General features: G+C 34.1%; 20 protein-coding genes. 12 read left to right on the plus strand and 8 right to left on the minus strand.

Annotation, left to right across the window (positions count from 1 at the left end; genetic code table 11):
• The first annotated feature begins 7 nt into the window (after positions 1 to 7).
• Genes NNH57_RS07320 through NNH57_RS07330 form a run of 3 tightly spaced genes read left to right on the plus strand, consistent with a single transcriptional unit; the run spans position 8 to position 4299 of the window.
• On the plus strand, positions 8 to 1678 hold the full coding sequence (locus NNH57_RS07320; protein ID WP_074409289.1) for a RagB/SusD family nutrient uptake outer membrane protein: 1671 nt from the start codon (positions 8 to 10) through the stop codon (positions 1676 to 1678).
• Between the two features lie 31 nt (positions 1679 to 1709).
• On the plus strand, positions 1710 to 2822 hold the full coding sequence (locus NNH57_RS07325) for a SusF/SusE family carbohydrate-binding protein (RefSeq protein ID WP_074409290.1): 1113 nt from the start codon (positions 1710 to 1712) through the stop codon (positions 2820 to 2822).
• 28 nt (positions 2823 to 2850) lie between these two features.
• Positions 2851 to 4299: an alpha-amylase gene (locus NNH57_RS07330; RefSeq protein ID WP_108809373.1), complete on the plus strand. Its 1449-nt coding sequence runs from the start codon at positions 2851 to 2853 to the stop codon at positions 4297 to 4299.
• 653 nt (positions 4300 to 4952) lie between these two features.
• Here NNH57_RS07330 and NNH57_RS07335 read toward each other — a convergent pair.
• The 3 genes from NNH57_RS07335 to NNH57_RS07345 all read right to left on the minus strand — a co-directional run bounded on the left by NNH57_RS07335 (position 4953) and on the right by NNH57_RS07345 (position 8369).
• A complete protein-coding gene (locus NNH57_RS07335) occupies positions 4953 to 5093 on the minus strand; it encodes a hypothetical protein (protein WP_159099339.1) in 141 nt (46 codons plus the stop codon).
• A 214-nt stretch (positions 5094 to 5307) separates the two neighbouring features.
• Positions 5308 to 6564: a hypothetical protein gene (locus NNH57_RS07340; protein WP_108809372.1), complete on the minus strand. Its 1257-nt coding sequence runs from the start codon at positions 6562 to 6564 to the stop codon at positions 5308 to 5310.
• Positions 6565 to 6740: 176 nt separating this feature from the next.
• Entirely contained in the window at positions 6741 to 8369 is a 1629-nt protein-coding gene (locus tag NNH57_RS07345) for an AraC family transcriptional regulator (RefSeq protein ID WP_132065742.1), read from the minus strand.
• Positions 8370 to 8749: 380 nt separating this feature from the next.
• Here NNH57_RS07345 and NNH57_RS07350 point away from each other — a divergent pair, with 380 nt between their 5' ends.
• The 6 genes from NNH57_RS07350 to NNH57_RS07375 all read left to right on the plus strand — a co-directional run bounded on the left by NNH57_RS07350 (position 8750) and on the right by NNH57_RS07375 (position 12864).
• Complete coding sequence (locus tag NNH57_RS07350; RefSeq protein WP_074409296.1) at positions 8750 to 9004, plus strand: hypothetical protein; 255 nt, start codon at positions 8750 to 8752, stop codon at positions 9002 to 9004.
• An 11-nt stretch (positions 9005 to 9015) separates the two neighbouring features.
• Complete coding sequence (locus NNH57_RS07355) at positions 9016 to 9258, plus strand: hypothetical protein (protein WP_108809369.1); 243 nt, start codon at positions 9016 to 9018, stop codon at positions 9256 to 9258.
• 554 nt (positions 9259 to 9812) lie between these two features.
• Positions 9813 to 10292, plus strand: coding sequence for a hypothetical protein (locus tag NNH57_RS07360; protein ID WP_108809368.1), 480 nt, complete (start codon positions 9813 to 9815; stop codon positions 10290 to 10292).
• A 344-nt stretch (positions 10293 to 10636) separates the two neighbouring features.
• Positions 10637 to 10918, plus strand: coding sequence for a hypothetical protein (locus NNH57_RS07365; RefSeq protein WP_074409299.1), 282 nt, complete (start codon positions 10637 to 10639; stop codon positions 10916 to 10918).
• A gap of 214 nt (positions 10919 to 11132) precedes the next feature.
• A complete protein-coding gene (locus NNH57_RS07370; RefSeq protein ID WP_082994974.1) occupies positions 11133 to 12152 on the plus strand; it encodes a DUF6624 domain-containing protein in 1020 nt (339 codons plus the stop codon).
• Positions 12153 to 12375: 223 nt separating this feature from the next.
• Positions 12376 to 12864 (plus strand): hypothetical protein, encoded by a 489-nt coding sequence (locus tag NNH57_RS07375; RefSeq protein WP_108809367.1) that lies wholly within the window; start codon positions 12376 to 12378, stop codon positions 12862 to 12864.
• A gap of 116 nt (positions 12865 to 12980) precedes the next feature.
• Here the strand turns inward: NNH57_RS07375 and NNH57_RS07380 are convergent, their stop codons facing one another.
• The gene (locus NNH57_RS07380; RefSeq protein ID WP_108809366.1) at positions 12981 to 13565 is read right to left on the minus strand and encodes a hypothetical protein; all 585 of its coding nucleotides are present in this window, start codon (positions 13563 to 13565) and stop codon (positions 12981 to 12983) included.
• Positions 13566 to 14318: 753 nt separating this feature from the next.
• Here NNH57_RS07380 and NNH57_RS07385 point away from each other — a divergent pair.
• From NNH57_RS07385 to NNH57_RS07395, 3 genes are all read left to right on the plus strand, one after another.
• The gene (locus NNH57_RS07385; RefSeq protein ID WP_074409304.1) at positions 14319 to 15236 is read left to right on the plus strand and encodes a sterol desaturase family protein; all 918 of its coding nucleotides are present in this window, start codon (positions 14319 to 14321) and stop codon (positions 15234 to 15236) included.
• Positions 15237 to 15501: 265 nt separating this feature from the next.
• On the plus strand, positions 15502 to 17706 hold the full coding sequence (locus tag NNH57_RS07390; protein WP_074409305.1) for a peptidase domain-containing ABC transporter: 2205 nt from the start codon (positions 15502 to 15504) through the stop codon (positions 17704 to 17706).
• Positions 17707 to 17939: 233 nt separating this feature from the next.
• On the plus strand, positions 17940 to 19232 hold the full coding sequence (locus tag NNH57_RS07395; RefSeq protein ID WP_074409306.1) for an HlyD family secretion protein: 1293 nt from the start codon (positions 17940 to 17942) through the stop codon (positions 19230 to 19232).
• Between the two features lie 274 nt (positions 19233 to 19506).
• Here NNH57_RS07395 and NNH57_RS07400 read toward each other — a convergent pair whose 3' ends face one another.
• The 4 genes from NNH57_RS07400 to NNH57_RS07415 all read right to left on the minus strand — a co-directional run bounded on the left by NNH57_RS07400 (position 19507) and on the right by NNH57_RS07415 (position 24541).
• Complete coding sequence (locus tag NNH57_RS07400) at positions 19507 to 20145, minus strand: DUF4494 domain-containing protein (RefSeq protein ID WP_108809365.1); 639 nt, start codon at positions 20143 to 20145, stop codon at positions 19507 to 19509.
• Between the two features lie 219 nt (positions 20146 to 20364).
• A complete protein-coding gene (locus NNH57_RS07405; protein ID WP_108809364.1) occupies positions 20365 to 22236 on the minus strand; it encodes a DUF885 domain-containing protein in 1872 nt (623 codons plus the stop codon).
• Between the two features lie 24 nt (positions 22237 to 22260).
• A complete protein-coding gene (locus NNH57_RS07410; protein WP_108809363.1) occupies positions 22261 to 24117 on the minus strand; it encodes a CocE/NonD family hydrolase in 1857 nt (618 codons plus the stop codon).
• Positions 24118 to 24259: 142 nt separating this feature from the next.
• Positions 24260 to 24541: a hypothetical protein gene (locus NNH57_RS07415; RefSeq protein ID WP_132065740.1), complete on the minus strand. Its 282-nt coding sequence runs from the start codon at positions 24539 to 24541 to the stop codon at positions 24260 to 24262.
• Positions 24542 to 24581: the final 40 nt, after the last annotated feature.

The raw sequence follows: 24581 nt of genomic DNA on the forward strand, positions 1-24581 counted from the left end.
TTAAGAAATGAAATTATATAAGATTTTTTTATACACATTTCTATCCATAGGTATCTTCACCTCTTGCGAAGGGGATTTGGATATCGAATTAGAAGATGATGATGATTTACTAGCGAGTGATGTATTTAATACTCGAGAAGATTACCTTAAAGCTCTTGGCGGAGTATATGCAAACTTATCATTAGTTGGTCTTGATGTTGATGCTAGTGGTGACCCTAATCAATCCAATCTTGCTGGTATCGATGCCGGAACAAGTCAATATGTTCGTGGTTTATTTAGTATGCAAGACGTATCTACCGATGAAGTGATATGGACTTATGAGAATGATCCTGGGATTCGTGAGATCCAGAGAAATACATGGGATGCCAATAATGTTATTGTCCTAGGTTTTTGGGCGAGAGCAACATTTGAAATCTCTCTGGCAAATGAATTTTTACGCCAGACTACAGATGCCAAATTAGATGAGAGAGGTGTATCTGCAGCTCTTAGAAGTGAGGTTAGAACCTTTAGAGCAGAAGCTCGCGTATTAAGAGCATTAGCCTACTATCATCTTATGGATCTATATGGTCGCGCTCCTTTTGCAACAGAAAATGATCAGGTAGGGTTTATAAGAGTACCGGAAATTAAAGGTCAGGCGTTATTCGATTATATAGAAAAAGAACTTCTCGAAGTAAATGCAGACTTATTAGATATAAATCCTGGTCAAAACTATGCCCGTGCTGATAAAGGAGTGGCAAAAATGATTTTGGCCAAGATCTATCTAAATGCCGAAGTGTATTTAGGAGCAGGTAATGGTCGTTACTCAGAATGTGTACAAACAACCCAGGAGATTATTAATAGCGGATATTCACTAACCCCTAATTATCTGTATAACTTTATTGCAGATAATGATGCTAATGGTGCTCAAAACGAAATCATATTTCCTATTGTTGGTGATGGTGCAAACGTAAGAAACTTTGGTGGTGCATCAATCATCATCCAGGGACAACAAAATGCAGATGGTTTTAAACCTACTCCTGCTTCATTAGGAGTTCAAGGGTTTACTACACTATATAGAGCGAGAAAACAATTCTCTGAGCTATTTGTTACCGATCCGGTTTTTCAAAATGATGATAGAAATACGTTGGTGACTCAGGATATTAGTTCTGATCCGGCAAATACAGATCCTCCTGTAGACAGGCCTATCGAGATTGGTTCTGATTTCACAGATTTCTCTAAGGGATACCTGGTTTCTAAATATTCTAATATAAAGTCAACAGGTGAAGCCGGACAAAGCGCAAGATTTGTCGATACCGATTTTCCATTATTCAGGTTAGCAGATGCTTATTTAATGTATGCAGAGGCTCATCTTAGAAGTGGTGGCGGTGATCGAGCTACTGCTCTGGGGTATGTAAATGCCCTTAGAGAAAGAGCGTTTGGAGATGTGTCTGGAAATATTACAGATGCCGAACTCACCCTGGATTTTATCCTTGACGAAAGAGCACGAGAATTATATTGGGAAGCTCACAGAAGGCAAGATTTAATCCGATATGGTAAATATACCGGTGGGGCCTATAACTGGAGATATAAAGGAGGAACACCTAATGGGTCTTCAATCTCAGATAATTTTAAACTATTTCCGGTTCCGGCATCCAGTAGAGCTGCTAATCCTAATCTAGGACAGAATACTGGATTCTAAAACAACGATTACAAATTTAATTTACTCAGTCATGAAAAAAATATCAATACTACTATTTGCATGTATCGCTGCACTTTGCTTCAATGCGTGTGTAGAAGATGAAGAACCAACGTTTGTTATTCAAAACGAACAAACAGAAGGGCCTTTAATTGTAACCGCCAATTCTACAGTTAGTCTTGTTAAAGATTTAGAAGATCAACGCGCTTTTACCTTAGTTTGGGAAGATGCAGGATATAATATTAATACTCCTATCACCTATACTATAGAAGCCGGTTTAGGAGGTACAAATTTTGAAACAACCTTAGACCCTGCTGTTATTGCAACTACCAGTGATCGTTTTTATAACTGGACCATTGGAGAGCTTAACAACCTTGCCATCGGATTAGGTATAGAACCTGATAAAGAAGGAGCGATAGATCTACGTGTGATTTCTTCTATCGGAACAAATGGTGGAAGCGCTATACCATCTAATGCAACCTCTTTAACGGTTACTCCTTATGCTACTGTCATTCCTCAAAAAGATCTTTTCTTAGTAGGTAGTGCAACCGCACCAGGATGGGATAATAATAATAATAACCCTCCATTAGTAAGAGACCCTAGTAACCAGAATGTATTTAAATTCACTGGTAAATTTTTAGGTGGTGGTGACATCGCTTTCAAATTCTTAGAAGTATTAGGCGAATGGCAACCACAATGGGGATTAAGCGGTGGTAGTTTAGCCAGTAGTGCGACCCTTGGTTCTGATCCGGATACATTCTCTGTTGCTGCAGAAGGATATTATACACTCGATGTAAACATTCAGGATTTAACCTATACCGTTAATGCATTTGATGCTAGTGGCGCTACCGATTATACAGCTCAAGGTATTGGTATTATTGGTGATTCTACTCCGGGAGGATGGGATAATGATACTGATCTTACTCAATCTGCTTTTGATCCACACTTATGGTATATCAATGGGATTGTATTAACCAATGGTGAGGCAAAATTTAGAGCTAATAACGCCTGGGATGTAAACTGGGGTGCAGATACTGCAATAACAGGATATGCTACTGATGGTGGCCCTAATATTCCTGTAGCTGCAGGAACCTATAACGTATGGTTCAATGACATAGACGGAAGTTATGTTTTTATCATTCAATAATAAATCTGTACTCACTTAAAAAATTGAAATGAAAAAAATAACACATATATCAACCAAAACCATCCTCCTTTTAGGAGGGTTGGTTCTTGGATTGACCGGTTGTTCTGATGATGATGATTCTGCAAACGATGCTGCACCCATAATCACAAGTCAATCTCTAAAAATGGATTTGGCAGAACGTAAGAAAGAGAATGCAGGTGTATTCATGCAGGCTTTTTATTGGGATACAGAACCTGCAGGAGAATGGTATAATGAAGTAAGCACAAGGATTGAAGACTATAAAGCTTCTGGAATCAATAGAATATGGCTCCCTGCTCCGGGAAAAGGCGCCTCGGGAGGTTTATCTATGGGATATGATCCTTCTGATTATTTTGATGTTGGTGAGTTTGACCAGCATGGTACTGTAGAAACCCGTTTTGGATCCAGGCAAGAATTAGAAGACCTCATCCAGAAAGCACATGCTAATGATATAGAGGTGATTGCCGATATTGTAATAGGGCATAACTCTGGAGGAGGAAAACAAGCGAATCCTTTTCGCGGGGGTACCGAAGTATACTCTTTGTTTAATGAATCAAACGGAAATGCCTCTGGTAAATTTAACCGTTCTAATGAGCATTTTCACCCTAATGATATTCATGATCACGATGATCAGGCTTTGTTTTTTGCCGAAACAGACCTTTGCCATGATCAGCAATATGTACAGGATTGGTTATGGGGTAGAGATGACTCTGTTGCAGAATTCTATAAAAAAACCCTTGGTTTTGATGGATGGCGTTTTGACTACGTAAAGAGTTTTGACCCTAAATGGGTTAAAGCCTGGAATGCTAAAATTGGAGGGTTCTCTGTAGGAGAAAATTTTGATGGAAACCAACAAGTACTAAAAGACTGGGTAGATGCATCTGGATCAACTGCTTTTGATTTTGCATGTTTCTACAGATTAGATGAAACCCTAGACAGAGCAAATGATCTTACCGCATTAGGCGAAGCCGATAATATGCTTAGAAAACTAGATCCAGCTAATGCTGTTACTTTTGTTGCTAATCATGATACCGAAAAAGATGATAATCCCGAGAATAGAATAAGCTATAATAACAAGCTACTTGCCTACTCTTATATTCTTACTCATGATGGGTATCCAACTATTTTTTATCTAGATTATGAAGCTTTTAAAGGGCAACTTAAAACCCTTATCCAGATTTATACGACATTAGCTGTTGGTGATGTAGAAATACTCGAAGCTAGTAAAGATGAGTATATCATGAAAAGAAGTGGTAGCGGTGATAACCCGGGACTAATTCTATACATGAATATTGGCCAGCAAACAAAGCAACGTGTTGTAAAAACCAACTGGGCAAACAAAACCCTTGTTGACTATACCGATAATTCTAGAGCTACTCCTACTACAGACGCAGAGGGTAATGCCACACTACAGGCACCTGCAGGAGGATATGCCATATGGTCTGTAACCAAGGAATAAAATTCTATTGAATTCTTATTATACATTAGCCATAAACCATAAAAGAGTGCTTTTCAGCACTCTTTTATGGTTTTTATTATTGTCATCCCAACCTTTTATCACTCCAGCCCTGTCATCCCATTGAAGAACGGGATCCATAGTAAAAACACAAATTAGTTTTCGATACACCACGCCCAAAAGAGTGGTACTCGAACTGACAAGTGTTTGCTCTGTTATTCCAACCTCTTATCACTCCAGTCATTCTCGTCTCATCGAGTGTTTTATAGTGGAGCATAGCGTAAGTATAAAATGTGCTTCGACAAGCTCAGCCGAGCTATCGAGATGTAATTGAAAGTGAAAGTGCAAAATAGTTCTCGATACACCACACCCAAAAGCGTGGCACTCGAACTGACGGGCGTTTGCTCTGTCATTCTGTTAAAAAACAGGACTGGGATCCATACTAAAGTCGTTGCTTTAAAATGGATCCCAGTCTTTACTCTACTTTATCTCATGTTAACGTGAGTTCGGCTATAGAAAATTTACGTCAGTCAGAGTGATTTTCGATAGAAAATTGTATCGAAGACAAGTGAATTTTCAAGAAAAGCCTTATATCAAATTTACGTTAAGTAAGGTTAAATAACACATCAATCTATAGTATGCATTCATAACCAAAACTAGGCTTTACTCAATAAGGGGTGGTGTGTACCGTACCTTATTTCTCGTGTTTTTGCATTGATATATTGTATCCAATCTACAGGATTATCAGTTTTCCTCTTAGGAACATATGCGCTTTTTAATAGTAATTTCTTTTCCATAACAATGTGTTTTTATTCAATTTTTGTTGTCGTTATGAATACATATACCAATCATGATGCCAAAAATGTTTTTTTTCTATGTATTGTAGTGTTTATAGGGCTTAATCGGTGGTGTTAGAAGGGATATGAAAATATTGATTATTAGAAAAATATTATTGTTTATTGGATAATGGTTTTTATCATATACCTTCTAAAAATGGAATTATTACATGATTTATCGATTAAAAGGATATTCATTAATCCAGTTAAACCCTCTTCCGGTAAGTAAAAAGTCTTTTTTGTCTAATCTTTTTGTTTTACAATCAATCGTATCCTTGATAAAAACACCTTGGATATGCATTGTCGAATCTGTTCTACTGTAGTTTAAGGTATATACTTTTGTAGAATCTTTACGATGTGTTAGCTCTATTTTTTTGGCAATCGTATCAATTTTTGACAGATAACGTGTACTAGACATATTGGTTCTATATAGGTTCAAAGATTTTACACGCTCTATGGCAATGTATCTCCATCGGATCGAATCCGTAATAACAGGTGTAATCTCCTTAGAGTTTATTTTAAAATCGGTAACCTCATATAAACCGTATAAAACAGGTTTAGGCGCACTAGGCCCATATTTTTTGCTGGATTCTATAGCATCTCCAATAGTAGAATAAAGGAAAAAAACTACAGCGATCCATTTTACAGCATTTTTTATTTGTAATCGTCTTTTAATCGTAAATGGTTCTTTGTACTGGATAGGTACTGTTGGGATATTAAGCAGGATAACATTAAGTAGTCGTTTTAAGTGAGGCGACATGATAAGCAATACCATGATCAGTAACTCTGATGAATACAATTTAACAGGAACATCATAACAAAAATTGATCAACACAATATTAGCTAACACAGATATTAATATCATCCCCCCCAGTACAACTGTTCTTCTATGAAAAAGTAATAGTCCTCCGATCACTTCGGCTAGTCCGCTAAATATGGTATACCCTTTTGATGCTCCTATAAATGTCCAAACCAGTCCCATAGGAGACGATTCCCCATAGGGTAGTAAAAGCCTATAAAATGAAGGTTCTCGAAATTGCAACGGAATTACCTTTACCATACCATAAGAAAGCATTACATACCCTACATAATACCGTATAAATACCAAAAACCAATAATTAAGTTGCTCATAATTTCTTTCCTTTTTATCAAAAAATGACCATATAACGGTAACTATTGCTGCTACAACCACGAAAAATAATACCAACACATAATCATAGGTAGTATCCCCACTACCATTGGTAAAAACAGTGATCTCATAATCTAATTGCAAAATATGTTTCCCTATCCAGGGAATTATAATATGATATAGATCAACAATAGGGTCTTGTACAACATCTAACTTAGGAATGATATTAATAGGAAACGGAAAGATTAACAATCCAAAAAAGAGCAGTAAAAACCTAAGTAAAATTTTATTTTGAGTAATCATAGTTTATTGCTTCTTCAATCGCTTTTCAATTTCTTTTTTACCTCCAGGGGTAAGAACTGCACTAGAAGTTTCTTTGATAAAGGTATATTAAAAACTACTTATAAACCTTTATTTATTTAGAACATTGATCTTAATTCTAGAATCAAGACTATTGAAGTGTTGATGAGTTTTGATTTTTAGGAGTTTAATTTTTTAATAAAATAAGATGGATATATGCCAGTTCTTTTAAAAAAAGATTTCGAGAATACTTCGGTAGAATTAAAACCTGCTTCATTGGCTAATGCTTTAATCGTATATTTTTGTATTTTTTTATCCGTTTTTAATCTTTCTACAATATAATCAACTCTTAAATCATTAATATAGGGAGAAAAGCTTTTATCTCTATAAAATTTAATAACCTTTGTCAAATACTTAGAATTTGTATTTATTTTTTTGGCTAATGTTCCAGAAGTAATATTTAGTTCTAAAAACCCATTATTTTTTTCAAATTCATTGAGGGCTTTTAGAATAATTTTAACAACCTCTTTTGAAATACCTATTGAAGTATTTTCTTCATTTATTTTAGTATTGTTTCTTTTGACCTCATTATTTGTAGAAACCATGAGTTCGTCAAAATGTTTTTTGTATCGCTTATTTTTTCTATAAATATTGAAAAGAATAGAAGTAATAATAATTATAACTATTGATGTGATAAAAATCACATAATAGGACTGATTATTTTTGACTTTAAGTTCATGAATGATATTTTCTTTTTGTGATATTAAAATAGGGGTATCAAATTCTGAGTTTAATTTATCTGTCGTAGTTATATATCTGCTGTGAAATAAACTATCATTATAAAGTAACCTATTTATATAATAAAGCTGATTGTCTCTATCATTAATAGATTTATAATAACTTATAATTTCTGAATATGCCAATCTTGTCTCTGGAATTACATAATTAGATTTCTGAATAACCGAATCTACTTTTTTATAATAGGAAATGGCTAACTCCTTTTTAGATAAAGCGTTATAGGAACTCCCTATAAAAAGATATCCATTTAATAAATCGTACCTTTCTAGGTAAGCCGCTTGATTCTCAGGTTTCAATATTGTATCTAGTGCGAGATTTATATTTTTAATTGCATTTTCATATTCATTGCTATAGTATTGAAGTATTCCTTGATTTAATTTGAATAAACACTGTATTGTTTTTCCTTTAGACATAATAATTCCCTTATTATTTAAGCTAATAGCAGAGTCTATTTCTTTATTTTTTCTATAAGTAGTTACTAACTCAGAGGTAGTTAAAAGGTATTTTAAATAGTTATTTTTTGTCTTATCTGATATAGGTTCTTCGTAAGCTAAACATTTTCTAAATATTAACTTAGCCTCTTCATACTTTCCTAGTTGCCTTTTTAATATTGCAATGTTACGATTTAAAAGGATTACATAATTGGTGTGGTTAGTCTTTTTTGCAAATTCCAAACCTTCTAAATAATGATCTATAGCTTTATTAAAAACACCCTTTTTTTCATACACAGCTCCTTTGTGAGTATACAAAAATGTAAGGAATTTTTTATGTCTCGATTTTTTTATTATACCTATTGCGCTGTCAACATAAAAAAAGCGTCTTTCCAGATCATCTTTATGGAGACGTGACATGTAATAAAAACCTTTGGAAATATTAAGAACACTATCAGTATTCTTTCCTTTTTGCAAATATGCTTTTGCATAGATTTTAGCTAGTATAGGGTTTGTCTCTATTGTATCATAAAATTGATCATGAAGTTCTTCAAAATCTAGCTTTACCAAAGAATCCAAAGATAAAAGATTTTCTTGTTGGCAATACAGCAAGTTTTGATATACAAGTACAATGACTAAATAAAAGAATATTTTATGTCTATGCGTGAAACCGGTTTTTTTACTATAGGTTTTCAAAATATAAGTAGTTAGCTTTTTTATTCTTAGGGGGAAATATTCTGATATACCAGAAAAACGAAATAAATATACATTTAATATGTTTCATCTATAGCACCTATTTTACTACACACCTAACAATCAAGTAATTGAATACAAAAAATTTGAATTTATTATAGTCTTAATTCTAGAATTTTGACCTCTCAATTCTAGAATCTAGACATACTCCTCTTGCACTAACGCAATTCTCCCTGTTATATTTGACTCAACAAAAAACAACCAACATGGAGTATTTAGAATATAACAGTAAACACCGGTTTATGTCCGATATCTTAAAAACGTTACACCTTACTATGGATACTTTTATATATAACCTGGCAAATCATAGCCCATATGAGATGCTACTCTATCGATGGATTAATAAACTGTATAGTAAAGGAACATCTATAGATGATGCTATACAACTCATCTATAAAGCACGTAATATACTATTACTTACTCCCAAAAATAGTTGGTGTAGCCCCCCAATTTTATCATAAACCACCTACTTATGTTTATGCATTATGATCAACTATGTACTACACAAAAAGCTTTGGTACATCGTAAAATAGCAGTAAGAACAAAAGCTCCCCAAGAGACCATACTTAAAGTACTCACAGGTATTAACCCTGTATTAAAAATAATAGATAAGGATGTGCTTATGATGTACTATATGATGAGCAAAATAGAACAGAGAATACAAGAAGAATTACGAATATCGAATGAAGAATTACGAATTACGAATGAAGAATGAAGAATAACGAATACTGAATAATGTCACACTGAGCCCTTCGATAAACTCAGGACAGGCCTGTCGAAGTGGATTGAAATGTGAAAGGAGTCAGAAGTTAGGAGTCAGAAGTTAGAAATACCAAAAAAAATTATAGTCTATAGTAACAAAAAAAGGAAAAAGGTAGGAGTAATTTGTATAGCTAAGCATAGTTGAGTTTGTGTAAACACCCATTTTTCAATTGCTCCTACTTCCTTTTTTTAAAATGTAAAACCGCAAAATGACAAATGAAAAATATAATGGTAAAGACGCTGTAACTATCATTCCAGACTTGTTCTGGAATCCATAATACAGAGAAGCATTTTTGTGTATGGATTCCGGCCTACGCCGGAATGACAAAGCGTAATGTTAGAGTGATAATAGCAACACACTCACAACTAATCAATGTAAAACCGAAAAATGAAAAATGTAGAAGTAAAGAGATGCCGTGACTGTCATTCCAGACCTGTTCTGGAATCCATGAGATAAGAAGAGTCAACAAACTCATATACTCACAACTAAATACTAAAAATAAAACAATGAGAAACATCATTCAAGATTTATTGACACAAGAAGAAAGAGATCAGGCAGGACAATTAGTCGAACAGCTAGAAGCTATGTTTACTAATAAACTAGCAGCCCTAACCGAAAAAGAACGAGGGAGCTACAAGGCCATTAATGAGACCAATAAACTATTTGTAAATAAGGTTTGGGATTATCGTCAAAACAGTAGTACGCTTAGTTCTCCCGATGTAGACTGGGAAGAGTTTGAAAAAGATTATAAAGCTCGTGTATTTGCAGAAAATCTATTGGGTCGTTTAGAAAGCCTGGCTTATCGATTAGAAAGTACCAAAATCCTGCATGATTATGATAATTACCAGGATGCACTTAATGATTATGCGTATTCACAATATAGTAAAGGAGCAGGAAAACCGGGGTTTACCGAAAAAGTAGCAGAACTGAAGCAGTTTTTTAATCGTACCAGAAGTATCCCAAAGTCGGATAATACAGAAGAATAGGTGAAAAAGACCTTCTTATGGGTCAAAAAGACGTTCCATTAGACACCGGTGTCTCAAATTTAGGGATTGGGGTCCCAAAATTGGGTGTCGTACCTCTAATTTTAGAGAACAGAGGCTCAAATTTAGACATTAGTCACTCAACGTTGAGCCTCTAAAGCCTAAATTTTCATTAAAAAGGTCCAACAGAAGGTCAAAAAGACCAAACCACTGATGAGCAGCATACAAATTTTAAGTAGAAGGATTCAAATTTGAACCCGGGAGGTCGAAAATCCTACAGTAACCACCAAATTTTGACCTCAGGGCATTAAACATTGCAAAAAAACAAAATAAAGGGAAAACACATTATGAACATCATTATCAAACAGATTGAGCTTATAGAGCGGGTTGATCAACTTATTCGACTGCAAGCTACAGGATCACCAGATGATCTTGCCTATCGATTAGGAATCTCTAAAACCAAATTGTACCGTATTATTAATACTATGAAATCCTTGGGTGCCCCTATAGAATATGATATTGCCATACAGAGTTTTGTCTATGCAGAAGCTGTAGGGTTTACATTCGGGTTTTACCCAAGACAGCAAAAATATAGAAGAAAACTAGATCCTTTTGTAGGAGAGTTTTAGAGGTTAATTAAAGAAAAGACGTATTTACTTTTATAAAGTATTGAAAACTTGTGGAAACGAAGAAATTTTCATGAAATTTTTCTCAGTCCCGAAAAATGAAACTGACTTCTCATAATATTGCAAGTAGAATATCATATTTTAATAACCTAATACAATTCCAACTTATGAAAGGCGAAATCATATAACCATCGCTAAAATCAAAACCTAAATAAGAATGAAAAAAACAATATTCCTATTAGTTCTAGCTCTGGTATTTTCTTGTAAGCAGCAAAAAAAGGAAATCAAAACCGAAGTTAGTACCAAAGAACTTACTGTTGAAGAGAAAGCCCAATACACTGCTTTAAAAAATGAAGCTTGGAAACTCTATGAATCTAAGGATTATCTGCAATCTGCTAAGAAATACGCAGAAGCTTTTGGGATAAGTGGATACCATGGGAATACATCAGACATATATAATGCTGCTTGCTCCTGGGCCTTGGCCAAAGAAGTAGACTCTGCGTTTGTACAACTATCCCGAATTGCCGAGAAAGGAGAATATACTAATTACAACCACATTACCAAAGATAGTGACCTCTCTATCTTACATTCGGATGAGCGATGGAACCAAGTTCTGGCATTAGTTAAAGCAAACAAAGAAAAAGCTGAGATCAATTTTGATAAACCGTTAGTTGCCCTACTCGATACCATATACCAGAATGATCAAGGGCCAAGAAGACAAATAAATGAAGTAATAGAAAAATACGGCAGAGATTCTGATGAGCTAAAACAACATTGGAAAAAAATAGCTGCTAAAGATTCGGTCAACCTGATAAAAGTTGAAAAAATACTGGATAAAAAAGGCTGGCTGGGTAAAGATATCATTGGTAATAGAGGAAATACTACCTTGTTTATGGTGATACAACATTCTGACTTAGAAGTACAAGAAAAATATCTACCCATGATAAAAGAAGCTGTAAAGAAAGGAAATATACGGCCAAGTAGTTTAGCATTGTTAGAAGACAGAATTGCTATACGTAAGGGGAACAAACAAATTTATGGGAGTCAAATCGGGCGAGACACAGAAGCTGATACATATTATATTTATCCGCTACAAGATCCTGATCATGTAGACAAAAGAAGAGCAAAGGTTGGACTTGGACCACTACAGGATTATGTTTCTAGATGGGATATCACCTGGGATCCAGAAAAATATAAACAACAGTTACCAGATTTAGAAAAAAAACTAAACAAGTAATTAAATTACCCGTTGTGCATTTTATAAAAAAAAGCGTCAATTCGAGTGTTTTGTCGTAATGGAATGGAGACAAAATGTATCGAGAATAGCTTTTTTAAGCTAAAATCTTTGTCATCCTGAGTGTATCAAAGGGCTCTACACTTCTCCAGCCTGTACTGAGTTATGTCGAAGTATCAAATCACTTAAATACGAAAAGCTAAAGCATAAAAAAAAGAAACATCTCATGGTTTCGATAGGTATAAAACATAATAAAGTAGCATTAAAGGTGATTCTGATTTCGTTATTGTTTTCCGTATCAATACATTGCCAGGGTCAGAAAGCCAAAAAAAGTGAAATTGTTAAATCATTTTTTGAAGATATTTTTTCACACAATAAGTCTTCTGAGAAATTATTTCTAGAATATGCCGATAAAAAAGGTTCTGGAGTAAGTACTTCAAAAGATACAATCTCTGTCATGTTTAATAAATGTGTTTTGCAGTTAAAAGCAGATAGAAAACATTTACTGAATAAAAATGTTAGCTTTTATGTAGAAAATTATGATACAAGTTCTCAACCTAACTTAAGGTATTTTGACAATAAGATGAGAAAACTAATATATGTAGTTAGTGTAAATAATAAGATTGAATGTTATGTTCTAATGAGGAAATCTAAAATTCTGGCATTTCATTATATCACAAAAGGTACAGAAGGGCCAACCTATTTTTTATATTAATTAGAATCAAAAGGTGATATACCCGATAGCACGAATTTGCAATCCATACAGCATAACAAAAGATTAAAACAGTCTCGTATACGTTGACTGTTTTTTATACATTATTGAAACCTGTTTTAATCTTCAAACATACTACCTCCTGTAAATTTCTTATTTACTATTGTCCAGTTTTTATCATTATCTTCAATTTTAATATCTTTATACTCGTAGTCTTTATTCAGAATTTCATAAAAAAACTCAAGATTACATTCAGTTATTTTGGCTCTTTTCCCTTGGTTATCAAATGTTGTCAAATAAAACCCCGGTTTAAAATAAATGTTTCCCAGTATATATTTAGATGGTGAGCTATAACTTTTATTTTTATCCTTGTCCAATCCATTATCGGGTAATTTAATTAATAGGATCATTACAGACTCTTTATGTACAATCTTTAGCGGAAAAACCATATCGTTGTTAATTATATGACAGTTAACCACAGAAAAAGAAGTATCGGTGTTTGTATTATATTCTTCTACATAGTTAAACTTAATAGGGCATCTACAAAAAGTGAGGTCGGGTATTGAAAATAATTTTACAGATTCTCTGGTGAGTAAAGAATCAGTACTTTCTATTTTAAAATCAAAAATATTAGCTCGACATACTTGGCCATATGTTTTGGAAAATGAAAAACTAATAATGATAAAAAAAACGTACTTATTCATTTTCTTTCTTTTAATTGAGTTCAACAATTGGATATAACCACCTTGATAGCTATATTTCTTATCTAGGTAGCCAAATTAATAAATCCTCATTATTTAGATTACCCCATATCCCGTGAAAAACAACTTATTATATAATGCCCTTTATACCATTTACAATTTGAATTTATTCTGAAGAAGTTTTATAAAGCACGGATTGCAAATCCCCCTATCACCGTTTTTGTCATTCCAGCAATCTGTCATCCTGTTAGAGAACGGGACTGGAATCCATTTTGATATAGTGCTATTATAAGTGGATTCCGTTCTTCAACGGAATGACAAATCAACTCATTTCTACAACATACAATTTTTGTCATGCACTAAGGTTTTGCAGTTAAAACCCGATAGTGTATTCTATGGATAAAAATCATATCTCTCCTATTCTTCTTGCTATAAATTTACCATCCATAACATCTTAAAAAAACAAGGGAAAACACCTATTGTTATTAGTGGGAGTATATATTACCTTTAGAATACTACAATTACATCCCAGAAGATAGTGATGCAATAGCATACCCGAAGGAAAAAAGAAATCAACACTATCACAAATACATTGATTGAATAAGAATCTAGTTTAACGTTTTTATACCTCCCAATCAATATTTTACCCTGTAAAACAAAGCACATAGATACCCCAATGTGACTACTTGAAAAAGGAAGTCACACCCCTACAGTTTATACCCTAATTGTTATCAAAAATTAATACCATAAAAGGCTATGAAAAAGTTAAGTATACAAACGTTCTTTGATTATCTCTCTGATATCGAATTTTACATAAAAATCACACTTGCATGTGTGTTATTTCAATGGATATTTGTTCACCTATTCGGAGGGGTTCAACTTACGCTAATTTCTAAAATCCTTATATATTGGGGAGTAAATCTATCCTCATATTATATCATTGCTTTTTTGATAGAAAAGGTAATTAAGAAAAATCGAAAGCTCACGACAAAGCTAAATACCCGGGTGACCAAGGTAAAAAGCCAGCCTTATAAGCACCCACCAATCAAACTTTTTTTTCTATCTCTTTTTCAAAATCTTATGATTTCTAGTGGGGTGATTATCATACTTAGAGAAGTACATCGAGAGGTTAATTTTGTCGAAAACTGCGGTTGGTTCCTCCTTAGTATTGTGGTTACAGATTTTGCTTTTTTTGCGCATCACTACTGGTTCTTACACAATAAGAATTTCCCAAAATTGTTTAAAATCCATGGCAAGCATCATCGCTATAGAGATACATCGGGTTTTGTAACTGCGTATAAAGATTTTGCAGACCAGGTGATCAATTTTGTTTTTGCAGATATGGTGGTTCTCATTCTATTTGGATTTGATTTTTACCAATTACTTGCCTGGACAGTGGTTATCAACCTATTTAACATAGAAGGGCATAGCGCCGTATCCCTATTTTTTATAGGTTCTGATTTTCATGATAGGCATCACACCAATTATAGAGGTAACTATGGTATACAAGGGCTTTGGGATAAGATTTTTGGTACGTTTATAAGTAAAACAAGAAAGACTGGGATTTTCTTTCCTTCTAATACATTAGGGAAATACTTTATAAAAAAGAACGAAAAGCGTATCAATAGTATAAAAAAAGAAAAAGCATATATCGGCGATATGTATAAGAGTTGATCCTATTCTTTAACGTAATAGCCCGGATTACAAATAGATACTATCAGATTTGCGTGAAGGATAGTAGCGGCATCCTTTTTTGCATTTGTTCGCTTCTTTTTGCTTTAGCAACATGTACTAAGAGATAATAAAAAAGATATAGCGAATAGCCTGACCCCGCAGGGTCACGCCCCAAAATATGGTATTAGTATTATAGAAAAGAATTACTTTACTTTGTAGATAGATATTATCACACAAAAAAATCAATTTAATTTAAAAAAGCTTAATGCCTAAATTTCCATTTTACAAACAAGCAGAGTCGAAAGATTGTGGACCTACTTGTATTAAGATTATCGCAAAACATTATGGAAGAGTTCTCAATACTCAAAAACTTAGATCATTAAGTGAAACCACCAGGGAAGGAAGTTCTCTTTTGGGACTTAGCGATGCGGTAGAGGAAATAGGCTTTAGATCCCTGGGTGTAAAACTATCGCTAAACAAATTAGACGAGGTACCTCTACCCTGTATTGTACACTGGAACAAGGTACACTATGTGGTTGTCTATAAAATCAAAATCTCGCGCAAAGGTGATATGACTATTTATGTCTCTGATCCTGCTCATGGATTGATTACCTATACAAAAGATGAATTTATAAAAGCATGGATCGGTAATAACGCCGACGAAAACACAGAAGAAGGTGTTGCTCTGCTGGTAGAACCTACTCCTAATTTTTATAGTGATAACCTGGATGAAGAGGATCAAAAATTTGGGTTTAAGTTTATATCTAAATACATATTTAAATACAAAGCTTTTCTTTTTCAGCTGGCATTAGGTCTGGGAGCAGGAAGTTTATTACAGCTTATTACTCCGTTTTTAACGCAGAGTATAGTCGATGTCGGGATTAAAAATCAAGATCTTAATTTTGTATATCTCGTACTGATCGCAATGCTTTCTCTATTTATTGGGAGAACATTAATCGATGTACTTAGAAGCTGGATTTTACTTCATCTTAGTACACGTATCAATATATCGCTGATATCGGATTTCTTTATTAAGCTTATGAATCTGCCTATCTCCTATTTTGATGTAAAAATGACGGGAGATCTTTTACAAAGAATTAATGATCACAAACGAATCGAGCAGATACTAACCATGTCTTCTTTAAATGTACTATTCTCGATGGTAAATCTTATCGTGTTTAGTATCGTTCTGATCTATTATAGCGTTCCTATTTTCGGTATTTTTGCAATAGGAAGCACATTTTATTTTGCCTGGATACTTGTTTTCTTCAAAAAACGTAAAAAACTAGACTACAAACGCTTTTCGCAGATTAGTGAAGAGCAAAGTAAGGTTATCGAACTGGTAAACGGTATGCAGGAAATAAAACTGCATAATGCTGAAAAAAGAAAACGATGGAACTGGGAGTTTGTACAGGCAAAACTATTTAGAATATCTATCGAGAATCTGGCTTTGGAGCAATATCAAAACGTTGGATCTTCTTTTATTAATGAATTAAAAAATATCCTGATTACGGTTTTCTCTGCAACACTCGTTATAGATGGTGACATCACATTGGGTATGATGCTGGCGATTACTGCTATTGTAGGGCAGTTAAATGCGCCTATTTCACAATTAATTAATTTCTTAAGAGAATTACAGGATGCGCAAATTTCTTTAGAACGTCTGGGAGAGATTCATAATAAAGAAGATGAAGAACACCCCGGTGATGAAAAAATTAGAGATATCTCGGCAAACTCTGGGTTTGAAATCAAAAATCTAAGTTTTAGATATGTTGGGGCCGATAAACCGGTTTTAGAAGACCTCAACCTTTCTATCCCTGCTAATAAAATCACAGCCGTAGTTGGGGTTAGTGGTAGTGGGAAAACCACTCTTATGAAACTCCTTCTTAAGTTCTATGAACCTGATGAAGGACAGATTTATATTGGTTCTCATGATTTGCATAATGTATCCCAAAAAGCATGGAGAGATCAATTTGGTGTGGTGATGCAAGAAGGGTATATTTTTAATGATACGATTGCTAATAATATTGCGGTAGGAGAAGATTATGTAGATAAGAAAAAATTGGCGCATGCCGTAGATGTTGCTAATATTAAAGAGTTTATCGAATCACTCCCGCTTTCTTACAATACCAAAATAGGAATGGAAGGTGTAGGATTAAGTACCGGGCAAAAACAAAGGTTGTTTATAGCCAGATCGGTATATAAAAATCCTAAATATTTGTTCTTTGATGAAGCTACCTCTGCTCTTGATGCCAATAACGAAAAGGTAATCATGGAAAAACTGGATACCTTCTTTAAAGATAAAACCGTAATGGTAATAGCGCATCGATTGAGTACGGTAAAAAATGCACATCAGATTGTTGTGTTAGACAAAGGTAAAATTGTAGAAGTAGGAAATCATGAATCTCTAATCAAAGAGAAAGGCAACTATTATCACCTGGTTAAAAATCAACTCGAATTAGGGAAATAATACCTGAATTAGGAATTAGATGAAACGAATATGAAAGATTCTTAGATTTAGAATATGTCATGCTGAGCCTGTCGAAGCAAATTATAGCAAAAAGCCCTTCGACAGGCTCAGGGTGACATACCGGATAAAATATGTTAGTTATAGTTACTTAACAAAATTTTATTGGATGTTTCAAATCGACAAGAACAATACAATAACTATTAATAAAAAAACGCAATACATAATTAAACATTATGCCAGACACTTTAGACGACATACAATTACGTAGTGAAGAAGTACAGGAAATCCTAACCCGGGTTCCGCATTGGATGATACGATGGGGAAATCTTTTGATTTTGGTATTAGTGCTTATGCTATTATTTCTTTCCTGGATGTTTAAGTATCCCGATGTAATACCTGCAGAAGCTATTATCACTACTCGAATACCACCGCAAAAAGAATATGCCAAAACCAGTGGTAAAATTGAGTCTCTATTTGTTAAAGACAATCAAATTGTACCCGAAAACACTCCCCTGGCAATATTAGAAAGCAGTGCTAATTATAAAGATGTGTTTTTGCTTAAATCTATTGTAGATACCATTAAAGTAAATACTAAATCATTTACATTTCCTATCGATGAGTTACCGGTCTTGTTTCTGGGAGATATTGAGACCAGCTATGCAATATTTGAAAACAGTTATTCTGAATATATTCTAAATAAAGAATTACAACCTTTTTCTAATGAAGCCATAGCAAATCAAACCTCCTTATCAGAACTCTACAGACGTCTAGAAAGTCTAAAGGCGCAAAAAAGACTGGGTAAAGCCGAACTAGAGTTTAAACGAAAAGAGCTTCAGCGTCAAAAAAACCTATTCGAAAAAGGAGTAATCTCTGCACAAGAGTACGAAAGCAAAGAGCTCGATTACCTGCGAACAAAACGTAATTATGAAAATAACGACGTGCAGCTATCTCAAATTAACGAAAGTATTAGTAATGCTACCAAAACATCAAAAGGTACAGAGATTAACAAGAGAAAAGAAGAAATTAACCTGTTTAAAAAGGTGTTACAATCCTTTGGACAGTTAAAGAAAAGTATTAAAGACTGGGAGTTACAATACGTGCTTAAATCTGATATCGAAGGTCGTGTCTCTTTCCTTAATTTTTGGACAGAAAACCAAACCGTAGCCCTGGGAGATCTTGTTTTTATTATTGTCCCTTCAGAATACTCTTCTTACCTGGCAAAAATCAAAGCTCCTTCTCAAAATTCGGGAAAAATAAAGGTCGGACAAACAGCAAATATTAGATTAGAAAACTTTCCTGATAATGAGTTTGGAACGCTGAAAGGTAAAGTAAAACACATATCCCTGTTACCAGATAAAGATGGGTTATATCTTATTGATGTCGAATTACCCGAAAAACTAATTACTACCTATGACAAAGAAATTCCTTTTAAACAGGAAATGAGAGGTGTTGTAGAAATTGTAACCGAAGATCTTCGACTGATCGAGCGTTTCTTCTATCAGTTTAGAACATTGATGGATAAATAAATAGATTCTAACACTTCAAAGAATTTGAGTTCTACATAAATTTAGGGTTCTATAAAATCCGTCAAATCGAGTGATTTTTCGAAATGAAATGAAGAAAAATTGTATCGAGATCCAATTGTGGTATACCTCTTATTGCATCTCGATACAATTTTATAAACCGCTATCACTACTGATAAAATCACTCTATGAGATGTAAGAGTATATAAATAATAATCAACAAGTTAAATCATCTGTCAATAGTGTTTTCTTATGTTGAACTCAGATTTTAAGTAAATTATATATCTTCTACTTCTTCTGATATTTCTTCTTGAGAAGAATCAACCTCTTCTTGATTAGAATTAATCTCTTCAGAAATTTCCTCTTGAGAAGGGTTAACTTCTTCTAATATTTCTTCCTCAACAGCATTAACTTCTTCTGGCACCTCTTCTTGAGAAGAACCAGCTACTGCTACCGGTTGAGCTTTCTCAAATTGCTCTTCCTCGCCTGAGAAATAAGGAAAAACATCCATAATCGGAGATTCTGAAATTGCAGGTACTGTGTAATCACTAACAGAATCCTTCATCATACTAATGGTATTATCATAGGCTTCTTTTACATCATTAGCCTGTACCAGCAGGTACATACTTGACTTTCTTTCCTTACCGCTTTCTTCATCATAAGAAACCAGGGCTACTTTTGATTTAAACCATCGATCAGAATTATCAAAAGGATGTATCTCTGCAAAATTTGCAATCTTAATATTAGTGATTTTAAATTCTTCACTAATATATGCCGACATTTCTTCGTTAATTCTGGTTTCAGCTTCTGTATAGGATAAAGCATCTACCAGATAAGGTTCTGTTGTAACTTTCTGTACTCCAGATTCATCTATTTTTCTATACTTTACTTTACATTCATACCAAGTTGTGCTCATATCTTTTTTTTAGGATGGCAAATATATATTTTTAAAAAAACGCTAACCACGAATGCGCATAATAGATATTCACAATTTGAAAATTCTATAATTTCTTGATACGTATGTTCTGTTATCTAAACCCGAAAACAACAAACTAAAAAAACCTCACAGGGATACTGAAACAAGTTCAGTACATGCCTGTGAGGTCTGATGGATTATCATTTGTAAATTGAAGTATTAAGAACCTACTTCTTCTTTAGTCTCATCTGTACTTTTACTCGCTACCCATTCTCCTACTAATTCTTCTAATATCGTAAGGGGTACAGCTCCATTGGTTAATACTACATCATGAAACTCTCTAATATCAAATGCATCTCCAAGAGTTTTCCTTGCATTTTCGCGTAGCTCAAGAATCTTAATCATTCCTATCTTATAGGCTGTAGCCTGACTTGGCATAACAATATGGCGTTCTACCATTTTTACGGCATCACTTTCTGCATTAGGGGTATTATCAACATAATATTTAATCCCTTCTTCTCTACTCCATTTTTTGCTATGAATCCCAGTATCTACAACTAATCGGCAAGCTCTCCAAAGCTCCATTGCTAGTCTACCAAAATCTGAATACGGATCACTATACATTCCTATTTCTTTTGGTAATAGTTCGGTGTATAATCCCCATCCTTCAGAATATGCTGTGTATCCACCAAATTTTCTAAATTTTGGGATATCCTTCAATTCTTGTGCAATAGACAATTGCATATGATGTCCCGGTATACCTTCATGATATGCCAAAGCTTCCATCTGGTATATTGGCATTGCTGCCATATCATATAAATTGGCGTAATATGTTCCTGGTCTTGAGCCATCGGGAGTTCCTCTTTGATAGAAGGCTTTTCCTGCGTTTTTCTCTCTAAAGGGTTCTACTGCTTTAACAATGATATCTGCTTTGGGCTTAGTCATAAAAAGCTCATCCAGTTTGGATTTCATCGTATCGATTAGTCCAACTGCTTGTTTAAGGTATGCTGCTTTTCCTTCTTCGGTATTTGCAAAATAGAACTTTTTATCTTCTTTCATATACTTGAAAAAATCCTGTAATGTTCCTTCGTATTTAACTTGCTTCATAATATCCCGCATCTCACCATGAATACGAGCCACCTCTTTTAATCCTAGCTCATGAATCTGATCTGCAGTCATCGTAGTAGTGGTCGTGCGTTGTAATGCGTTATCATAAAATGCAGCTCCTTTAGGAAATTTCCAGCAACCATCATCTGTAGTTGCTCTTTGTTGTTGTCCTTCTAATAATGTAATAAGATTATCATACGCTGGTTTTACACTGTCTATAAGCCCTTTTTCTGCTTTAGATACTAATTCACTCTGTTCTTCATCAGGCAATTTAAGTGTCGAGATTTTACTTTTGAAATCGGCCAATAATGTACTTTCCTGATTAGATTTATCAAAGGGTTGCCCTATAATAATGTTGCGGCTATCATCAAGAACTCTGGCAAACACAAACTTAGGAGGAAGAATCCCATTCTTTTCTCTGATTTTTATATTTTCTATCGCCTGAGTAAACATTTCATTAATACCATTTAATCTAGAAATGTAAGCTTCTGCATCACTCTTATCCTTGATCTTATGCATATTGATAAGAAAAGCAGGAATCCTGGATTGCATTCCAAACATTTGATTTACAGGGTAATCATAGAATCTATATTGAAAATCTGCAATCTCATCTTCGAGATCTTTTTTCATTAATTTATAACTTAAAGCGGTTGCATCATTTAATTGAGATACATCTACAGAGTCTTTTAAGTAAGCTAAACGTTCTTTTGCTTTTTCTAAATCTTCTGCTTCCTGTTTAGATGAAATATCATCCCATTTACCATAATCATCTGTTTTAATTCCTAAATACGTTTGCATCATTGGCGATTTATCAATTTCTTGCTGAAACTGTGCTTCGAACCAATCGTTTAGTTTTTTTGATTGCTCTTTGATGATCTCTGCTTGTGAAGCAGCATCCTGTTCTGGGGCTTTTACTTCTTGTTTACAGCCGGTTAATGCTAGAACAGAAGAAAATAGCAATACACTAATTTTTATTTTGGTCATGATAGTATAATTAGGGTTAATTGGTTATTTTAAAATCATAACTTCTATAGCAGAATCATGATATACTTTGTGCGTTTGCCTGGTATAATCAGAAGCCGCAGCCTTAAAGATATTAGGAACATAAGTCTGCGGGTTTAAATCGATTAAAGGAAACCACGTACTCTGCACCTGAACCTGTATTTTATGTCCTTTTTTAAACGTATGGTGTATATCCTGTAGTTTAATATTTACATCTGTTTTTTGATTAGCAACAAAAGGTTCGGGTTTACTAAAATCATTTCTAAAACGTCCTCTCATCACTTCACTACGAACCATCATATGGTAATTGGCCATTTTTAAATATTTCTGTGTTTCTTCTGTATCTTTGGCATCATTAGGATACACATCTATCAATTTTACTACCCAGTCTGCATCTGTACCCGTTGTAGCTACTTTTAGTTTTGCTAATACTTCTCCCGATAATGTCATGTCCTCGGTAAGAACAGGGGTTTCAAAAACTAAAACATCAGGACGACGTGCTGCAAACCGTTGATCATCTGTCATATATTTTCTTGGTGTAAATACCATTTTAACATCTTCGGAATAAGGAACTGGTTTTTTGGGGTCACTTATAAATTCTGAAGCCCCCACTCCGCTTTTACCAGACAACTCATCATTGGCAGAAAGGTAAAATGTCTTTTTCTCTACATTTGCAGGTGGCCAGCTTTCATAAGAACTCCATTCCTTTTTTCCGGTATCAAAAATTTGAATTTCTGGTAACCCGGTTTTTCCATCTGCATCTCCTTTTAGGAAGTGATTAAAAAAGGTGGTTTCTACATTTTTTTGAAAATTTAAAGAAAGGTCATCTCCAAAATAGACATTACCAATGGCTTGGCGCTTTTTGGTTCTTGCCCAATCCCCATGACTCCATGGTCCAAAAACCATGATATTATAATTATCACTTTTCTTTTCGATATTTTCATAAGTCTCAAAAGGACCATATAAGTCTTCGGCATCGAACAAACCTCCTACAGTCATAACCGCTGGCTTGATTGTTTGGTTTTTTAAATGTTGAATGATTCCTCTTTTTTGCCAGAATTCATCATAATTCGGGTGCTCTTTTAATTGTGTCCAAAATACATTGTCTTCTTTATAATACTGGTCTAAAGTGCTTAAAGGTCCTGCATCCAGAAAGAATTGATATTGATCTTTACTTTTCAAGTCAGGAAAAGTATACCAGCTCTCTGTGGTAGGTTTAGTTTTTTCATATCCAAAAACTGCCGTAGCTCTCCAATAGCTTAACAAATATGCTCCATTATGATGAAAATCATCAAAAAAGAAATCACCAATACATGCTTGTGGCGATACTGCTTTTAAAGCCGGATGTGCATCTAATAAAGAATATGTTGCATAGAAACCTGGATATGAGATCCCCCATATTCCAACTTTTTTATTGGTATTCGATACATTCTTCACCAACCAGTCTATGGTATCATAGGTATCACTGGCTTCATCAAATTGTTTTCCTTTTTTATCAGGAATATAGGCTCTCATATTATCATAAACTCCTTCACTCATCCAACGTCCGCGCACATCTTGATAAACAACAATATTGCCTTCTTTCATTAAAAATTCATTTGGACCTATTTTAGATCTAAATTCATCTTTACCATATGGCCTTGAACTATACGGAGTTCGATGCATTAAAATTGGATATTTTTTTGAGGTATCCTTTGGTGTGTAAATGGTAGTGTGAAGTTTAACACCATCTCTCATCACAATATCAACTTCTTGTTTTGTGTAGTGTTCTTTTACATTATAGGAATCTGCTTCCTGAGAGAACATAACACTTGTGTAAAGAAGTACTATGCTTCTTAAAAGAATAAATCTGACTGATCGCATTGGTTTTAGTTTAGTTTATTGCTGAAGATAAAAAAATGGTACTGCGAGCCAGATAGATTTAAGGAGATTTTAACAACTTACAATCAATATATACATACTACAATAGGCACAAAGCAGTATAGTCACTCTATAGAAAATCATATTATTTTTCTATAAAAGGCTGTCCTGTTATTTTTTCGAAAGCTATAACTTTTGCTAAACTATAATCACCAAAAAGCATTTTTTTAAGTTGGAATTTTGCTCTTATACCATAGTTTTTTTCAGCCATCTTAAACGGGCTTTCTGGCCATAATTTGTCAAAGTCTGCTTTACTTACATATACCCACCTAATAGTGCCATAAGGCTCTGCAAGCCATACTCTTTTATTTTTATTTAGAGATTCAAGACTATATCTTATATAATCTTTCTGTTCTATATCAATCATTTTATATTTTATAGAAGAGTCAATTATGATAGTCGAATTC

Source organism: Aquimarina spinulae (genome assembly GCF_943373825.1).
Lineage (GTDB): Bacteria > Bacteroidota > Bacteroidia > Flavobacteriales > Flavobacteriaceae > Aquimarina > Aquimarina spinulae.